The sequence below is a fragment of the Haemophilus parainfluenzae genome, from assembly GCF_900450995.1.
Taxonomy (GTDB): domain Bacteria; phylum Pseudomonadota; class Gammaproteobacteria; order Enterobacterales; family Pasteurellaceae; genus Haemophilus_D; species Haemophilus_D parainfluenzae_O.
Map to the genome: position 1 here is coordinate 968588 of NZ_UGHY01000002.1, position 13997 is coordinate 982584.

Consider the following 13997-nt stretch of genomic DNA (forward strand, 5'->3'; position numbering starts at 1 on the left):
TTTTTTAAAGTAAAGCTTAGGTGACATTTAATTTAATTATTGTGAGAAAAATCACACTTTATTTTTCATGCTTTTACTCGCCTGCGCCTTGCTTTCCCTTATAATCAGACTACAATATCGCCCCATTTTAAGAGATTCATTAAGAGGAAGATGATGTCATTTGCAATCGGTCAACGTTGGATTAGTGAAACCGAAAATAACCTCGGATTAGGGATGATTACCGCCTTAGATTTCCGCTCGGTTACCCTTCACTTTCCTGCCACGGATGAAACCCGAATTTACGCGGTGGCGCAAGCGCCATTAACCCGAATTGCATTGAATAAAGGGGAACAACTTCATCACCAAGCAGGTTGGCAGGGTGAAGTCCTTGATATTCAAGAAATGAATGGTCTCTTATTTTATTTAGTCAAAAATGCACAAGGCGAAGATGTTATCGTCAATGAAAAAGAACTTTCTCCGATAATATCTTTTAGCCAAGCGAAAGATCGCCTCTTTTCATCACAGATTGATCGTAGTGAACATTTTGCATTGCGCTATCAAACACTTCTGCATCAACAAGCTCAATTTCAATCGCCTTTGCATGGCTTACGAGGCAATCGAGCGGGATTAATTCCTCATCAACTTCATATTGCGCAAGAGGTAGGAAATCGTATCAATCCTCGCGTGCTCTTAGCGGATGAAGTAGGGTTAGGTAAAACCATTGAAGCGGGCATGATTTTGCAAAACCAGCTTTTTGCTGAAAAAGTACAACGTGTGTTAATTATTGTACCGGAAACCTTGCAACATCAATGGCTTGTCGAAATGCTTCGTCGTTTTAATTTACATTTTTCATTATTTGATGAAGAACGTTGTGAAGATTTTGCCGAACAAGCCATCAATCCATTTAGCACGGAAAGCTTAATTATCTGTGCATTAGATTGGTTGAAAGCACATCCTCATCGCGTACAACAAGCCATTGAAGCTGAATTTGACTGTTTAATTGTCGATGAAGCGCATCATTTGGCTTGGTCTGAAAATGCACCAAGTACCGCTTATTTATTGGTGGAACAATTAGCTAACGCTATTCCGTCTGTTTTATTACTCACTGCAACGCCTGAACAACTAGGTTTGGAAAGCCATTTTGCACGCTTGCGCTTGCTTGATCCTGAGCGTTTTTATGATTACCAAGCCTTCTTAAAAGAACAGGAAAATTATCAACCTGTGGCCGATGCGGTGCAATCACTGCTTTCAGAGAAGCCGCTAAATGCGGTCGAAAAAAATCACATTTCTGATTTACTCAATGAGCGGAATATTGAACCATTATTCAAAGCTTTAGCCTGCCATAATGATGAGGAAAAGCAAGCTGCACGACAAGAGCTTATTCAAAATCTCATCGACAGACATGGCACAAGCCGAATTTTATTTCGCAATACACGCCAAGGGGTGAAAGGTTTCCCGCACCGGGTTTACCATCAAATAACGATTGATGCGGCTGAAGTAGATGAAAAAATTCATTGGTTAATTGATTTTCTAAAATCACACCGAAATGAAAAAATCTTAGTCATTTGTAAAACAGCACAAACGGCAATTCAACTTGAGCAAATTTTACGAGAAAAAGAAGCCATTCGCAGTGCCGTTTTCCATGAAAAAATGTCGATTATTGAACGAGATCGCGCGGCGGCTTATTTTGCCGATACCGATAATGGTGCACAAGTTTTACTGAGTTCTAGCATTGGTTCTGAAGGCAGAAATTTCCAATTTGCTTGTCATCTTGTACTCTTCGATTTACCAGAGAATCCTGATTTACTTGAGCAATGTATTGGCCGTTTAGATCGTATTGGACAAACACGAGATGTAAAAATTTATGTACCTTGCCTCGCAAACTCTACGCAGCAAGATTTAGCACGTTGGTATCATGAAGGTTTAAATGCCTTTGAACAAACGTGTCCTATTGGCATGGCATTGTTTGAACAATATGAAGCTTTATTAAAAGTGCGGTCAGAAAACAAAGAGAATTTTGAGCAACTTATTCTCCAAACGCAAAAACAAGCAAAAGCATTGCGCTTAGCCTTAGAGAAAGGACGCGATCGTTTGTTAGAATTAAATTCTAATGGTGGAGAAAAGGCACAACGACTTGCGGCAGAAATTGCTCAAACAGATAATTCCCCACAATTAGTCGATTTTACACTGAATTTATTTGATATTATTGGTGTAGAACAAGATGATTTAGGTGAAAACAGCATTGTCATCACGCCAACGGGCACCATGCTTGTTCCTAATTTTCCAGGACTAAAAGAAGAAGGTATCACAATAACTTTTGACCGACAACTTGCCCTTGCTCGTGAGGAATTAGAATTTCTTACCTGGGATCATCCAATGATACGTCAAGGCATTGATTTAATCGCTTCTGGTGACATTGGCAAAGCAGCAATGGCATTATTAGTCAATAAACAGCTGCCTGCTGGCACGCTGCTGGTTGAATTGATCTATATGATTGAAAGCCAATCACCAAAAGGTTTGCAACTGAATCGTTTTCTTCCGCCTACACCTGTTCGCTTATTGCTGGATAGCAAAGGAAACGATCTCTCCGGACAAGTTAATTTTGACTCATTGCAAAATAAACTTAAGCCCCTAGGTAAAAACATTTCGAATAAAATGGTCAAAATGGTTCGTTCAAATATTGAGCAATTAATTAAACTAGGCGATCACAAAATAACTGAAATCGCACAAACTCAAATTCGAGAAGCCAGTAAATTAGCAGATCAAACATTGAGCACTGAGCTCAATCGACTTATAGCCTTGAAAGCAGTAAATAAAAATATTCGCCAGGCGGAAATTGATGTATTAGAAAAACAACGCGTGCTTTCTCTGAAAGAGTTAAGTAAAGCAAGTTGGCGATTAGATAGCCTTCGGGTAATAGTGACAAATAAGGAATAATATGGCACTTATTGAATACCATCCCTCTTTAGAACCGTATTTAGATATTATCTATCAAGATAATCATATCTGCGTGGTAAATAAACCAAGCGGTTTACTTTCAGTTCCTGGCAATCAACCTGAATACTACGATAGTGCGATGAGCCGGGTAAAAGAGAAATTTGGATTTTGTGAACCTGCACACCGTTTAGATATGGCCACAAGTGGGATTATTCTATTTGCATTAAGTAAAGCGGCAGATAAAGAGTTGAAACGTCAATTCCGTGAACGTGAGCCAAAGAAATATTATCAAGCTTTAGTATGGGGACACTTAGAACAAGATAGTGGGGAAATTAATCTTCCTATGATTTGTGATTGGGAAAATCGCCCTCGTCAACGCATTGATTTTGTATTTGGCAAAAGAGCGGTCACTTTTTATGAAGTTTTAGAACGGTTACCAACTAACTGTACTCGAGTGAAACTGACACCAATCACAGGACGTTCGCATCAACTTCGTTTACATACGCTTGCGCTTGGACATCCCATTTTAGGGGACAAGTTTTATTCTCACCCACAAGCTAAATCGATGTCACCTCGCTTATGCTTACATGCAGAAGAACTTATGATTGCTCACCCTATTACAGGTGAAAAAATGACATTCAGAGCTGAAGCTGAATTTTAGGAAAACAAGATATAAAAAAGGCTCACATCAGTGAACCTTTTTATTTTATAACAAATTATTATTCCGCTGCTGCTTCTGCAACTTCTGGACGATCAACTAACTCAATGTATGCCATTGGAGCGTTGTCACCTGCACGGAAACCACATTTTAAGATACGGGTGTAACCACCTGCACGTTGAGCAAAACGTGGACCTAATTCATTGAATAATTTCGCAACAGTTTCGATGTTACGAGTACGAGCGAATGCTAAACGACGGTTTGCAACGCTATCTTCTTTTGCTAATGTAATTAACGGTTCAACTACACGACGTAATTCTTTAGCTTTTGGTAAAGTAGTCTTGATGATTTCATGACTAACTAAAGCACTTGCTAAGTTACGGAACATCGCTTGGCGATGGCTGCTATTACGGTTTAGTTGACGACCACTCTTACGATGGCGCATGATCTTATCCTTCTCAGAAAAATCTTAACCTATGACCAAACTAGTCTTCAGCAATACTTGCTGGTGGCCAATTCTCAAGGCGCATACCAAGTGACAAGCCACGTGAAGCGAGAACGTCTTTAATTTCAGTAAGAGATTTCTTACCAAGATTAGGCGTTTTTAATAACTCAACTTCTGTACGTTGTACTAAGTCACCGATATAGTGAATTGTTTCTGCTTTCAAACAGTTAGCAGAACGAACTGTCAACTCTAAGTCATCAACAGGACGTAATAAAATCGGATCGAATTCCGGTTTTTCTTCCTTGACTTCAGGTTGACGAACATCACGCAAATCAACGAATGCATCGAGTTGCTCTGCTAAAATTGTTGCTGCACGACGAATTGCTTCTTCCGGATCAATAGTCCCGTTAGTTTCTAACTCAATAACTAGTTTATCTAAGTCAGTACGTTGTTCAACACGTGCTGCTTCAACATTGTAAGCAATACGGTCAACCGGGCTATAACAAGCATCCACTAATAAACGACCAATTGGACGATCTTCATTTTGTGAATGAGTACGAGCAGATGCTGGTACATAACCTCTACCACGTTGAACACGAATACGCATATTAATAGATGCATTTTCGTCTGTTAAGTGACAGATTACATGTGATGGATTAACAATCTCAACATCACCATCATGGGTGATATCAGCTGCAACAACAGGGCCAATTCCAGATTTATTTAATGTCAGAATAACATCATCTTTATTCTGTACTTTAACCGCTAGACCTTTAAGGTTTAAAAGAACTTCAAGAATATCTTCCTGAACACCTTCTTTACTACTATATTCATGCAGTACGCCATCAATTTCTACTTCAGTTACAGCACAACCTGGCATTGAAGACAGAAGGATACGACGTAATGCATTCCCTAGAGTATGACCAAAGCCACGCTCTAACGGTTCTAAGATCACCTTAGCATGAGTAGAGCTAATTTGCTCGATATCTACTAAGCGTGGTTTTAAAAATTCTGTAACAGAACCCTGCATTTTATCCTCTCTTTGCTTTTAAGCTTAACTATTATTTAGAGTAAAGCTCAACGATCAGATGTTCGTTAATGTCTGCTGATAAATCAGAACGTTCAGGAACACGTTTGAACACACCTTCCATTTTCGCAGAATCAACTTCTAACCAAGTTGGTTTTTCTCTTTGTTCTGCTAATTCTAACGATGCTTTAATACGTGCTTGTTTTTTAGATTTCTCACGAACAGCAACGACATCATTTACAGAAACTTGGAAAGATGGGATATTTACAACACGACCATTTACGACAATCGCTTTGTGGCTCACTAATTGACGAGCTTCTGCGCGAGTTGCAGCAAATCCCATGCGATAAACAACGTTATCCAATCTACCTTCTAATAATACTAGTAAGTTTGCACCAGTATTACCTTTTAAACGGTTTGCTTCTTTATAGTAGTTACGGAATTGACGTTCTAAAATACCATAGATACGACGAACTTTTTGTTTTTCACGTAATTGACTACCATAATCAGACAAACGCGGTTTACGAGCACCGTGTTGACCTGGTGCTGTATCAATTTTACATTTTGAATCAATCGCACGCACACCTGATTTAAGGAATAAATCAGTGCCTTCACGACGGCTGAGCTTGAGTTTAGGACCCAAATATCTTGCCATTTTCTTTCTCCAACTATCCTATTACGCCATTAAACACGACGTTTTTTCGGTGGACGACAACCGTTATGAGGGATCGGAGTCACATCAGTGATGTTCGTGATACGAAAACCCGCTGCATTTAATGCACGGATTGTTGATTCACGACCCGGACCCGGACCTTTAACCATAACTTCCAAGTTCTTTAAGCCGAATTCTTTAACGATTTCAGCACAACGTTCTGCAGCAACTTGTGCAGCGAACGGGGTAGATTTACGAGAACCACGGAAACCTGAACCACCTGCTGTAGCCCAAGCTAAAGCATTACCTTGACGGTCAGTAATGGTAACGATTGTGTTATTGAAAGATGCGTGAATGTGTGCTACGCCATCTACAACTTGTTTTTTTACACGTTTACGTGCACGAACTGGTGTTTTAGCCATTCTTTATTTACCCCGACTATTTTTTGATCGGCTTACGTGGACCCTTACGGGTACGCGCATTAGTTTTAGTACGTTGACCACGTACCGGTAAACTACGACGATGACGTAAACCACGGTAACAACCTAAGTCTAAAAGACGTTTGATGTTTAGTGTTACTTCACGACGTAAGTCACCTTCAACGGTAAATTTACCAACTTCGTCACGCAGTTTGTCAATCTGCTCTTCAGACAATTCGCTGATCTTAACATCTTCAGCAATACCCGCTGCAGCACAAATGCTCTTAGAACGAGTTTTACCGATACCGTAAATTGCAGTTAAAGCGATTACAGCGTGTTTGTGATCAGGAATGTTAATGCCTGCAATACGGGCCACTATGCACTCCTATTATTTTAACTAATTTGGTATTCTGATCTTGAAAAGCCCGTTTTCAGGATACTCAAACAGAATACCAAGGACATAAATGAGTTGAGTAGTATAACTACTCAACCGGTTCTTTGCAAGAAGAAATGTTAATTAACCTTGACGTTGTTTATGTTTAGGGTCGCTGCATAGTACGCGAACAACACCTTCACGTTTAACAATTTTACAGTTACGGCACATCTTCTTAACGGAAGCACGAACTTTCATTGCTTATCCTTTTTACTTAAATGAACAATTACTGTCCAAAACCTTTAAGGTTTGCTTTTTTTAACGCAGATTCATATTGAGACGACATTAAGTGACTCTGAACTTGCACGATAAAATCCATAATTACAACAACAACGATTAATAAGGAAGTACCACCGAAGTAGAATTTAACATCCCATGCTGATGTCATAATGTAAGGGACTAAACATACGAACGTTACATAAAGACCGCCAATTAATGTTAAGCGAGTCATTACTTTATCAATGTAACGAGATGTTTGTTCACCTGGTCTAATTCCTGGGATAAATGCACCAGATTTTTTTAGATTATCTGCTGTATCACGTGGATTATATTGCATTGCAGTATAGAAGAAACTGAAGAAAATAATCGCTACCGCATAAACAAGAAGATATAAAGGTTGTCCAGGATTCAACAACATTGATAAGTCATTTAACCACTCAAACTTATCATTCTGACCAAACCATTGCGTCAATGTCGCAGGGAATAAAATAATGCTTGAAGCAAAAATTGCTGGCATTACGTTTGCCATATTAACTTTTAATGGTAAGTGAGTTGAATGACCACCTAAAATTTGACGTCCTTGTTGACGCTTAGCATATTCAACACGAATTCTACGTTGTCCACGTTCTACGAAGACAACAAAATAAGTTACTGCAAAAACAATAGCAGCGATTAGTAGAAGAACTAAAGGATGCATTTGTCCTTGACGAGCTTGCTCAACTGTTTCGATGATTGCATGTGGCAATCCTGCAACAATACCACCAAAAACAAGAATTGAGATACCGTTACCAATACCTCTTTCAGTAATTTGCTCACCTAACCACATTAAGAACATGGTTCCAGTCACAAGACTCACTACTGCAGTGAAGTAAAAAGTAAAACCGATATTTGGCACTAACTGTGGCAACATATTCGGTAAACCGGTAGAAATTGCGATAGCTTGGATAGTAGCAAAAACCACCGTTGCATAACGAGTATACTTGGTGATTTTTCTTTGTCCTGCTGCGCCTTCTTTTTTCAATTCTGCTAAAGCAGGTGAAACCGTAGCAAGCAATTGCATCACGATAGATGCCGAGATATACGGCATAATACCTAATGCTAAAATTGATGCTCGGCTCAATGCACCACCAGAGAACATGTTTAACATATCAATGATGGTGCCTTTTTGTTGTTCAACTAATTGAGCTAGCACGGCGGCATCAATACCAGGAAGCGGAATAAAAGAACCAATACGATAAACGATAAGTGCACCTAATACAAAAAGCAATCTGCTTTTTAGTTCACCAGTACCACTATTAGTACTTCTGCTTTGATAACCTGGTTGTTTAGCCATTTGCTAATTATTCCTCAACTGAACCGCCAGCAGCTTCGATCGCTGCTTTTGCACCTTTAGTTACACGTAAACCACGTACAGTAACTGCAGATTTCACTTCACCAGCTAAGATAACTTTAGCGAATTGAATATCTTTAGTTAAAATGTTTGCAGCTTTTAATGCTTCTAAAGTGACAACATTTCCTTCAACTTTTGTTAATTCGTTTAAACGAACTTCAGCAGTTACAGCTGATTTCATTGAAGTGAAACCAAATTTTGGTAAACGACGGTATAATGGCATTTGACCACCCTCGAAACCACGACGAACACCGCCGCCAGTACGAGATTTTTGACCTTTATGACCACGACCACCAGTTTTTCCTAAACCTGAACCAATACCACGACCAAGGCGTTTTGCACTGTGCTTAGCACCTTCAGCCGGAGATAGAGTATTTAAACGCATTCTCTTACTCCTCCACTTTAACCATGTATGAAACTTGGTTAATCATACCACGTACTGCCGGAGTATCGATTAACTCAACAGTATGGTGCATATGGCGAAGACCAAGACCACGCAAGGTAGCTTTGTGCTTCGGTAAACGAGCAATTGAGCTACGAACTTGAGTTACTTTAATAGTTTTAGCCATTATCAATTACCCCAAAATTTCATCAACGGTTTTGCCGCGTTTAGCAGCAACCATTTCTGGTGATTTCATATTTGCTAATGCATCAATAGTTGCACGAACAACGTTGATTGGGTTGGTTGAACCATACGCTTTAGAAAGAACATTACGTACACCAGCAACTTCTAACACTGAACGCATTGCACCACCTGCGATGATACCTGTACCTTCGCTAGCTGGTTGCATAAATACGCGAGAACCAGTATGAACACCTTTAACTGGGTGTTGTAATGTACCTTCATTTAAAGCGACATTAATCATATTGCGACGTGCTTTTTCCATCGCTTTTTGGATCGCTGCCGGAACTTCACGAGCTTTACCATAACCAAAACCTACGCGACCGTTACCATCGCCTACTACTGTTAAAGCAGTAAAGCTCATAATACGACCACCTTTTACAGTTTTTGATACACGGTTTACTGCGATTAGCTTCTCTTGCAGTTCACCAGCTTGTTTTTCGATGTTTGACATCTCAATTTACCTCATTAGAACTGTAGACCAGCTTCACGTGCAGCGTCCGCTAAAGTTTGGACACGACCATGATATTTAAAACCGGAACGGTCAAAAGCAACGTCTTTAACGCCTTTTGCTAATGCGCGCTCAGCAACAAGTTTACCTACTACTGCTGCGGCATCTTTATTACCGGTATATTTAACTTGCTCACGAATTGCTTTTTCAACAGTTGAAGCAGCGGCAAGCACTTCTGAACCGTTTGGTGCAATAACTTGTGCGTAGATATGACGCGGAGTACGGTGAATAACTAGACGAGTCACACCTTGCTCTCTCATCATATGACGTGCACGAGCTGCACGACGGATACGAGCTGATTTCTTATCCATAGTGTTACCTTAATTATTTCTTCTTAGCCTCTTTCATACGTACTACTTCATCAGAGTAACGTACACCTTTACCTTTATAAGGTTCAGGACGGCGATAAGCGCGAATATCTGCTGCAACTTGACCAATTAACTGCTTGTCTGCACCTTTTAAAACGATTTCTGTTTGTGAAGGGCATTCTGCAGTAATACCTGCTGGTAAAGTGTGCTCCACAGGGTGAGAGAAACCTAAACTTAATGCAACTGCGTTGCCTTTAATTTGAGCTCTGTAACCAACACCCACTAGTTGTAATTTCTTAGTGAAGCCTTCAGTAACACCGATAACCATTGCATTAACTAATGCACGAGCTGTACCCGATTGAGCATTCGCTTCAACAAAACCTTCACGTGGAGTGAAAGTAAATTGACCATTATCTTGTTTAACTTCAACTGAGTGATGAATTGTGCGAGATAACTCGCCATTTTTACCTTTTACTGTTAATAGCTGACCGTCGAGTTTAACTTCAACGCCGGCAGGAATATTAACAGGTGCCTTTGCAACACGAGACATTTTCCTACCCCTCTATTAAGCTACGTAACAGATGATCTCACCGCCTAAGCCCGCTTGACGAGCTGCACGGTCAGTCATAACACCTTTAGATGTAGAAATTACAGCAACACCTAAACCACCCATAACTTTTGGTAATTCGTCTTTACGTTTGTAAATACGAAGACCAGGACGACTTACACGTTGGATGCTTTCTACAACCGGTTTGCCTTGGAAATATTTTAAAGTAATTTCCAATTCAGGTTTTGCACCTTCTAAAACTTTAACGCTTTCGATATAACCTTCAGCAGCTAATACGTTGGCAATTGCCACTTTTAGCTTGGAAGAAGGCATATTGATTGCAACTTTGTTCGCAGCTTGACCGTTACGAATACGAGTCAACATATCTGCGATTGGATCTTGCATACTCATTGTACTTTTTCTCCGATTCCAAAATAAAGTGGTATATTACCAGCTCGCTTTTTTAAGGCCTGGGATCTCACCGCGCATAGCAGCTTCACGAACCTTAATACGGCTTAAACCAAACTTACGTAAAACGCCGTGAGGACGTCCAGTTTGGCGGCAACGGTTACGTTGACGACTAGGGCTAGAATCACGTGGTAAAGTTTGTAACTTTAACACTGCATTCCAACGATCTTCGTCAGAGGCATTGACATCAGAAATGATTTTCTTTAATTCTGCACGTTTAGCGAAGAATTTTTCAGCCAATTTAACGCGTTTTACATCGCGTGCTTTCATTGATTGTTTTGCCATTATAACCTGCCTTATTTACGGAATGGGAAATTAAAGGCAGCAAGTAGTGCTTGACCTTCTTCATCATTCTTAGCAGTAGTTGTGATAGTGATATCTAAACCACGCACACGATCTACTTTATCGTAATCGATTTCAGGGAAGATGATTTGTTCACGCACACCCATGCTGTAGTTACCACGACCATCAAATGATTTCGCACTTAAACCGCGGAAGTCACGAATACGTGGAACAGCAATTGTAATTAAACGTTCAAAGAACTCCCACATACGCTCACCGCGTAGTGTTACTTTACAACCGATTGGATATCCCTGACGGATTTTAAAGCCAGCAACAGATTTACGAGCTTTAGTTACTAAAGGTTTTTGACCGCTAATTGCTGCTAAGTCCGCTACTGCGTTGTCTAGCAATTTCTTATCGGTCAATGCTTCACCCACACCCATATTCAGGGTAATCTTTTCGATTCGTGGGACTTGCATGACAGATTTGTAGCCGAATTTATTTTTTAACTCGTTTACTACTTGATCTCTGTAGTAATCATGCAGTTTCGCCATCGCATTACTCCAGTTTGTTAGATAATTTCATTGTTAGATTTGAAGAAACGTACTTTCTTACCGTCTTCGAATCTAAAACCTACACGGTCAGCTTTGTTTGTTTTTGGATTGAAAATCGCAACGTTAGAAGCATCGATAGCCGCTTCTTTTTTCACTAAACCACCAGCTTGTCCTAAAGCAGGAACTGGTTTTTCATGTTTAGTGATGATGTTGATACCTTCAACAAACACTTTACCGTTTGGTAACACTTTAGTTACCTTGCCACGCTTGCCTTTATCTTTACCAGCAAGTACGATTACTTCATCGTTTTGACGAATTTTTGCAGCCATTTCTCACTTCTCCTTACAGTACTTCTGGTGCCAAAGAAATGATCTTCATGAATTTCTCAGAACGAAGTTCACGAGTCACCGGTCCAAAAATACGAGTACCGATTGGTTGCTCTGTGTTATTGTTTAAAATTACACAAGCGTTACCATCGAAGCGAATGACTGATCCGTCTGGGCGACGAACACCCTTCTTGGTGCGCACAACAACTGCTTTTAATACATCACCTTTTTTAACTTTACCGCGTGGAATTGCTTCTTTCACAGTAACTTTGATGATGTCACCAATAGCAGCATAACGACGGTGCGATCCACCTAGAACCTTGATACACATTACGCTGCGAGCACCAGAGTTATCGGCAACATCCAGCATAGTCTGTTCTTGGATCATATTTTATGCTCCGTTAAGTTAATAATACACCCTTTCGGGACGAACCTATCCATACCTTAGAAAGGTATATGGGGATAGGTGGCGGAGTTTACCAAAATCAAGCAAGAAACGCAATCAAAATTTTATGCTTAAATCAGAGTGCTTAAAGTGCGATCAAATTTTTATGACTTTTTAGCAAACTTTGGAAAGAAAAAAGCCAACGGTATAAACCATTGGCTTTTATTTTTAATTTGTTAATTAAGCAATAACTGCTTTCTCAACAACGCGAACTAAAGTCCAAGATTTGGTTTTAGAGAGAGGGCGACATTCGCGAATCTCTACAGTATCACCAACTTTGGCTTCATTGTTCTCATCGTGTACGTGTAATTTAGTTGTACGACGGATAAATTTACCGTATAACGGGTGTTTTACCTTACGTTCAATAGCAACAACGAAAGATTTTTCCATTTTGTCGCTAACAACTTTACCTTGTACGCTACGAATTTTATCAGTCATTACTCACCCGCCTTCTCAGTTAAAATGGTTTTAACGCGTGCGATATCACGACGCACTTGTTTAGCCTGATGGGTTTGTTGAAGCTGACCGGTGGCTGTTTGCATACGCAATTTGAATTGTTCACCTAAAAGGTTCACTAATTCATCATTCAGCTCTTCAACACTTTTTGTACGTAAATCTTGAGCTTTCATTACATCACCGTCTTAGTTACGAAGGTAGTCTTGATTGGCAATTTAGCAGCTGCTAATGCAAATGCTTGTCTTGCGATCTCTTCAGACACACCATCCATTTCATAAAGTACTTTACCCGGTTGGATTAAGGCTACCCAGTACTCAACGTTACCTTTACCTTTACCCATACGGACTTCTAATGGTTTTTCAGTAATTGGTTTATCTGGGAAAACACGGATCCAGATTTTACCTTGACGTTTAACTGCACGTGTCATTGCACGACGAGCCGCTTCAATTTGACGAGCGGTTAAACGACCACGACCAACTGCTTTTAACCCGAATGTACCGAAACTAACTTCAGTACCACCCGCGATACCACGGTTACGGCCTTTGTGAACTTTACGGAATTTTGTACGTTTTGGTTGCAACATTTAGCGTTTCTCCTTACTTACGACCTTTGCCACGCGGAGCCTTTTTAGGCTTGTCGGCAGGTTGTTGTTCTGATTGCGCAACTGCAGCCATTCCACCCAAAATTTCACCTTTGAAGATCCATACTTTAACGCCGATTACGCCGTATGTAGTATGAGCTTCTGCAGTGTTATAATCGATGTCCGCACGAAGAGTATGTAGAGGTACACGACCTTCACGATACCATTCAGAACGTGCGATTTCTGCACCACCTAAACGACCGCTAACTTCAACTTTGATACCTTTAGCACCTAAACGCATTGCGCTTTGTACCGCACGTTTCATAGCACGACGGAACATTACACGACGTTCTAATTGAGAAGCGATGCTGTCTGCAACTAATTTTGCATCTAATTCCGGTTTTTTCACTTCAGCAATGTTGATTTGAGCCGGAACGCCAGCGATTTTAGACACTGCGTTACGTAATTTTTCAACATCTTCACCTTTTTTACCGATAACGATACCAGGGCGAGCTGTGTGAATTGTTACACGAATACTTTTAGCTGGACGCTCAATAGTAATACGTGAAACCGAAGCGTTTGCTAATTCTTTATTTAAGAATTTGCGTACTTTGAAGTCACCGTCAAGATTGTCGGCGAAATCTTGTGTATTCGCGAACCAAGTAGAGTTCCAAGGCTTTACAATACCTAGGCGAATACCATTTGGATTTACTTTTTGACCCATTGCTATTCCTCTACT

General features: G+C 40.2%; 23 protein-coding genes. 2 read left to right on the forward strand and 21 right to left on the reverse strand.

Annotated features, from left to right (window positions below; genetic code table 11):
• The first annotated feature begins 153 nt into the window (after nucleotides 1-153).
• The gene (rapA, locus tag DX522_RS04955) at nucleotides 154-2916 is read left to right on the forward strand and encodes an RNA polymerase-associated protein RapA (RefSeq protein WP_115180034.1); all 2763 of its coding nucleotides are present in this window, start codon (nucleotides 154-156) and stop codon (nucleotides 2914-2916) included.
• Nucleotide 2917: 1 nt separating this feature from the next.
• A complete protein-coding gene (rluA, locus tag DX522_RS04960; protein ID WP_115180035.1) occupies nucleotides 2918-3577 on the forward strand; it encodes a bifunctional tRNA pseudouridine(32) synthase/23S rRNA pseudouridine(746) synthase RluA in 660 nt (219 codons plus the stop codon).
• Between the two features lie 58 nt (nucleotides 3578-3635).
• On the opposite strand, the gene rplQ is transcribed toward rluA, so the two are convergent.
• The 21 genes from rplQ to rpsC form a co-directional block, all read right to left on the reverse strand.
• Nucleotides 3636-4019: a 50S ribosomal protein L17 gene (rplQ, locus tag DX522_RS04965; RefSeq protein WP_005695104.1), complete on the reverse strand. Its 384-nt coding sequence runs from the start codon at nucleotides 4017-4019 to the stop codon at nucleotides 3636-3638.
• Nucleotides 4020-4059: 40 nt separating this feature from the next.
• Entirely contained in the window at nucleotides 4060-5049 is a 990-nt protein-coding gene (locus DX522_RS04970) for a DNA-directed RNA polymerase subunit alpha (RefSeq protein WP_005695102.1), read from the reverse strand.
• A 31-nt stretch (nucleotides 5050-5080) separates the two neighbouring features.
• Nucleotides 5081-5701: a 30S ribosomal protein S4 gene (gene rpsD / locus DX522_RS04975; RefSeq protein ID WP_115180036.1), complete on the reverse strand. Its 621-nt coding sequence runs from the start codon at nucleotides 5699-5701 to the stop codon at nucleotides 5081-5083.
• A gap of 29 nt (nucleotides 5702-5730) precedes the next feature.
• A complete protein-coding gene (gene rpsK / locus DX522_RS04980; RefSeq protein WP_005543603.1) occupies nucleotides 5731-6120 on the reverse strand; it encodes a 30S ribosomal protein S11 in 390 nt (129 codons plus the stop codon).
• A 16-nt stretch (nucleotides 6121-6136) separates the two neighbouring features.
• The gene (gene rpsM / locus DX522_RS04985) at nucleotides 6137-6493 is read right to left on the reverse strand and encodes a 30S ribosomal protein S13 (RefSeq protein WP_005548758.1); all 357 of its coding nucleotides are present in this window, start codon (nucleotides 6491-6493) and stop codon (nucleotides 6137-6139) included.
• A 141-nt stretch (nucleotides 6494-6634) separates the two neighbouring features.
• On the reverse strand, nucleotides 6635-6748 hold the full coding sequence (gene rpmJ, locus DX522_RS04990; RefSeq protein WP_005625868.1) for a 50S ribosomal protein L36: 114 nt from the start codon (nucleotides 6746-6748) through the stop codon (nucleotides 6635-6637).
• 28 nt (nucleotides 6749-6776) lie between these two features.
• Nucleotides 6777-8102, reverse strand: coding sequence for a preprotein translocase subunit SecY (gene secY, locus DX522_RS04995; protein ID WP_005695101.1), 1326 nt, complete (start codon nucleotides 8100-8102; stop codon nucleotides 6777-6779).
• Between the two features lie 7 nt (nucleotides 8103-8109).
• Nucleotides 8110-8544, reverse strand: coding sequence for a 50S ribosomal protein L15 (gene rplO, locus DX522_RS05000; RefSeq protein ID WP_005695100.1), 435 nt, complete (start codon nucleotides 8542-8544; stop codon nucleotides 8110-8112).
• Nucleotides 8545-8548: 4 nt separating this feature from the next.
• Complete coding sequence (rpmD, locus tag DX522_RS05005) at nucleotides 8549-8728, reverse strand: 50S ribosomal protein L30 (RefSeq protein ID WP_005543631.1); 180 nt, start codon at nucleotides 8726-8728, stop codon at nucleotides 8549-8551.
• Nucleotides 8729-8734: 6 nt separating this feature from the next.
• Complete coding sequence (rpsE, locus tag DX522_RS05010; RefSeq protein ID WP_005695098.1) at nucleotides 8735-9235, reverse strand: 30S ribosomal protein S5; 501 nt, start codon at nucleotides 9233-9235, stop codon at nucleotides 8735-8737.
• Nucleotides 9236-9249: 14 nt separating this feature from the next.
• The gene (rplR, locus tag DX522_RS05015) at nucleotides 9250-9603 is read right to left on the reverse strand and encodes a 50S ribosomal protein L18 (protein WP_005695097.1); all 354 of its coding nucleotides are present in this window, start codon (nucleotides 9601-9603) and stop codon (nucleotides 9250-9252) included.
• 13 nt (nucleotides 9604-9616) lie between these two features.
• Complete coding sequence (rplF, locus tag DX522_RS05020) at nucleotides 9617-10150, reverse strand: 50S ribosomal protein L6 (RefSeq protein WP_005695095.1); 534 nt, start codon at nucleotides 10148-10150, stop codon at nucleotides 9617-9619.
• Between the two features lie 15 nt (nucleotides 10151-10165).
• The gene (rpsH, locus tag DX522_RS05025) at nucleotides 10166-10558 is read right to left on the reverse strand and encodes a 30S ribosomal protein S8 (RefSeq protein ID WP_005625877.1); all 393 of its coding nucleotides are present in this window, start codon (nucleotides 10556-10558) and stop codon (nucleotides 10166-10168) included.
• Between the two features lie 36 nt (nucleotides 10559-10594).
• The gene (gene rpsN, locus DX522_RS05030; protein ID WP_007242504.1) at nucleotides 10595-10900 is read right to left on the reverse strand and encodes a 30S ribosomal protein S14; all 306 of its coding nucleotides are present in this window, start codon (nucleotides 10898-10900) and stop codon (nucleotides 10595-10597) included.
• 11 nt (nucleotides 10901-10911) lie between these two features.
• Nucleotides 10912-11451 carry a 50S ribosomal protein L5 gene (gene rplE / locus DX522_RS05035; RefSeq protein ID WP_005695093.1) on the reverse strand — a complete coding sequence of 180 codons (540 nt, stop codon included), beginning with the start codon at nucleotides 11449-11451 and terminating at the stop codon, nucleotides 10912-10914.
• A gap of 17 nt (nucleotides 11452-11468) precedes the next feature.
• Nucleotides 11469-11780: a 50S ribosomal protein L24 gene (gene rplX / locus DX522_RS05040; protein WP_005695092.1), complete on the reverse strand. Its 312-nt coding sequence runs from the start codon at nucleotides 11778-11780 to the stop codon at nucleotides 11469-11471.
• A 13-nt stretch (nucleotides 11781-11793) separates the two neighbouring features.
• On the reverse strand, nucleotides 11794-12165 hold the full coding sequence (gene rplN / locus DX522_RS05045) for a 50S ribosomal protein L14 (RefSeq protein WP_005619403.1): 372 nt from the start codon (nucleotides 12163-12165) through the stop codon (nucleotides 11794-11796).
• A 237-nt stretch (nucleotides 12166-12402) separates the two neighbouring features.
• Nucleotides 12403-12660, reverse strand: a complete 258-nt coding sequence (gene rpsQ, locus DX522_RS05050) for a 30S ribosomal protein S17 (protein WP_005625886.1) — start codon at nucleotides 12658-12660, stop codon at nucleotides 12403-12405.
• Nucleotides 12660-12851 (reverse strand): 50S ribosomal protein L29, encoded by a 192-nt coding sequence (rpmC, locus tag DX522_RS05055; protein ID WP_014064571.1) that lies wholly within the window; start codon nucleotides 12849-12851, stop codon nucleotides 12660-12662. Before rpmC ends, rpsQ begins: the two co-directional genes overlap by 1 nt.
• Nucleotides 12851-13261 (reverse strand): 50S ribosomal protein L16, encoded by a 411-nt coding sequence (rplP, locus tag DX522_RS05060; RefSeq protein WP_005695088.1) that lies wholly within the window; start codon nucleotides 13259-13261, stop codon nucleotides 12851-12853. The genes rpmC and rplP overlap by 1 nt, the downstream gene beginning before the upstream one ends.
• Before the next feature lie 13 nt (nucleotides 13262-13274).
• Nucleotides 13275-13982: a 30S ribosomal protein S3 gene (rpsC, locus tag DX522_RS05065; RefSeq protein WP_049357257.1), complete on the reverse strand. Its 708-nt coding sequence runs from the start codon at nucleotides 13980-13982 to the stop codon at nucleotides 13275-13277.
• Nucleotides 13983-13997 lie beyond the last annotated feature (15 nt).

Excerpts from the sequence above, each read along its gene's own strand:
- rplF (WP_005695095.1), bottom strand. The coding sequence starts at position 10,150 with ATGTCTCGTGTTGCAAAGGCACCTGTTAATATTCCTGCCGGCGTTGAA.
- rplN (WP_005619403.1), bottom strand. The coding sequence starts at position 12,165 with ATGATCCAAGAACAGACTATGCTGGATGTTGCCGATAACTCTGGTGCT.
- rpmD (WP_005543631.1), bottom strand. The coding sequence starts at position 8,728 with ATGGCTAAAACTATTAAAGTAACTCAAGTTCGTAGCTCAATTGCTCGT.
- rpsC (WP_049357257.1), bottom strand. The coding sequence starts at position 13,982 with ATGGGTCAAAAAGTAAATCCAAATGGTATTCGCCTAGGTATTGTAAAG.
- rpsE (WP_005695098.1), bottom strand. The coding sequence starts at position 9,235 with ATGTCAAACATCGAAAAACAAGCTGGTGAACTGCAAGAGAAGCTAATC.
- rpmC (WP_014064571.1), bottom strand. The coding sequence starts at position 12,851 with ATGAAAGCTCAAGATTTACGTACAAAAAGTGTTGAAGAGCTGAATGAT.
- rplQ (WP_005695104.1), bottom strand. The coding sequence starts at position 4,019 with ATGCGCCATCGTAAGAGTGGTCGTCAACTAAACCGTAATAGCAGCCAT.
- rplP (WP_005695088.1), bottom strand. The coding sequence starts at position 13,261 with ATGTTGCAACCAAAACGTACAAAATTCCGTAAAGTTCACAAAGGCCGT.
- rpmJ (WP_005625868.1), bottom strand. The coding sequence starts at position 6,748 with ATGAAAGTTCGTGCTTCCGTTAAGAAGATGTGCCGTAACTGTAAAATT.
- rpsH (WP_005625877.1), bottom strand. The coding sequence starts at position 10,558 with ATGAGTATGCAAGATCCAATCGCAGATATGTTGACTCGTATTCGTAAC.
- rapA (WP_115180034.1), top strand. The coding sequence starts at position 154 with ATGTCATTTGCAATCGGTCAACGTTGGATTAGTGAAACCGAAAATAAC.
- DX522_RS04970 (WP_005695102.1), bottom strand. The coding sequence starts at position 5,049 with ATGCAGGGTTCTGTTACAGAATTTTTAAAACCACGCTTAGTAGATATC.
- rplO (WP_005695100.1), bottom strand. The coding sequence starts at position 8,544 with ATGCGTTTAAATACTCTATCTCCGGCTGAAGGTGCTAAGCACAGTGCA.
- secY (WP_005695101.1), bottom strand. The coding sequence starts at position 8,102 with ATGGCTAAACAACCAGGTTATCAAAGCAGAAGTACTAATAGTGGTACT.
- rpsN (WP_007242504.1), bottom strand. The coding sequence starts at position 10,900 with ATGGCAAAACAATCAATGAAAGCACGCGATGTAAAACGCGTTAAATTG.
- rpsK (WP_005543603.1), bottom strand. The coding sequence starts at position 6,120 with ATGGCTAAAACACCAGTTCGTGCACGTAAACGTGTAAAAAAACAAGTT.
- rplX (WP_005695092.1), bottom strand. The coding sequence starts at position 11,780 with ATGGCTGCAAAAATTCGTCAAAACGATGAAGTAATCGTACTTGCTGGT.
- rpsD (WP_115180036.1), bottom strand. The coding sequence starts at position 5,701 with ATGGCAAGATATTTGGGTCCTAAACTCAAGCTCAGCCGTCGTGAAGGC.
- rpsQ (WP_005625886.1), bottom strand. The coding sequence starts at position 12,660 with ATGACTGATAAAATTCGTAGCGTACAAGGTAAAGTTGTTAGCGACAAA.
- rluA (WP_115180035.1), top strand. The coding sequence starts at position 2,918 with ATGGCACTTATTGAATACCATCCCTCTTTAGAACCGTATTTAGATATT.
- rplR (WP_005695097.1), bottom strand. The coding sequence starts at position 9,603 with ATGGATAAGAAATCAGCTCGTATCCGTCGTGCAGCTCGTGCACGTCAT.
- rplE (WP_005695093.1), bottom strand. The coding sequence starts at position 11,451 with ATGGCGAAACTGCATGATTACTACAGAGATCAAGTAGTAAACGAGTTA.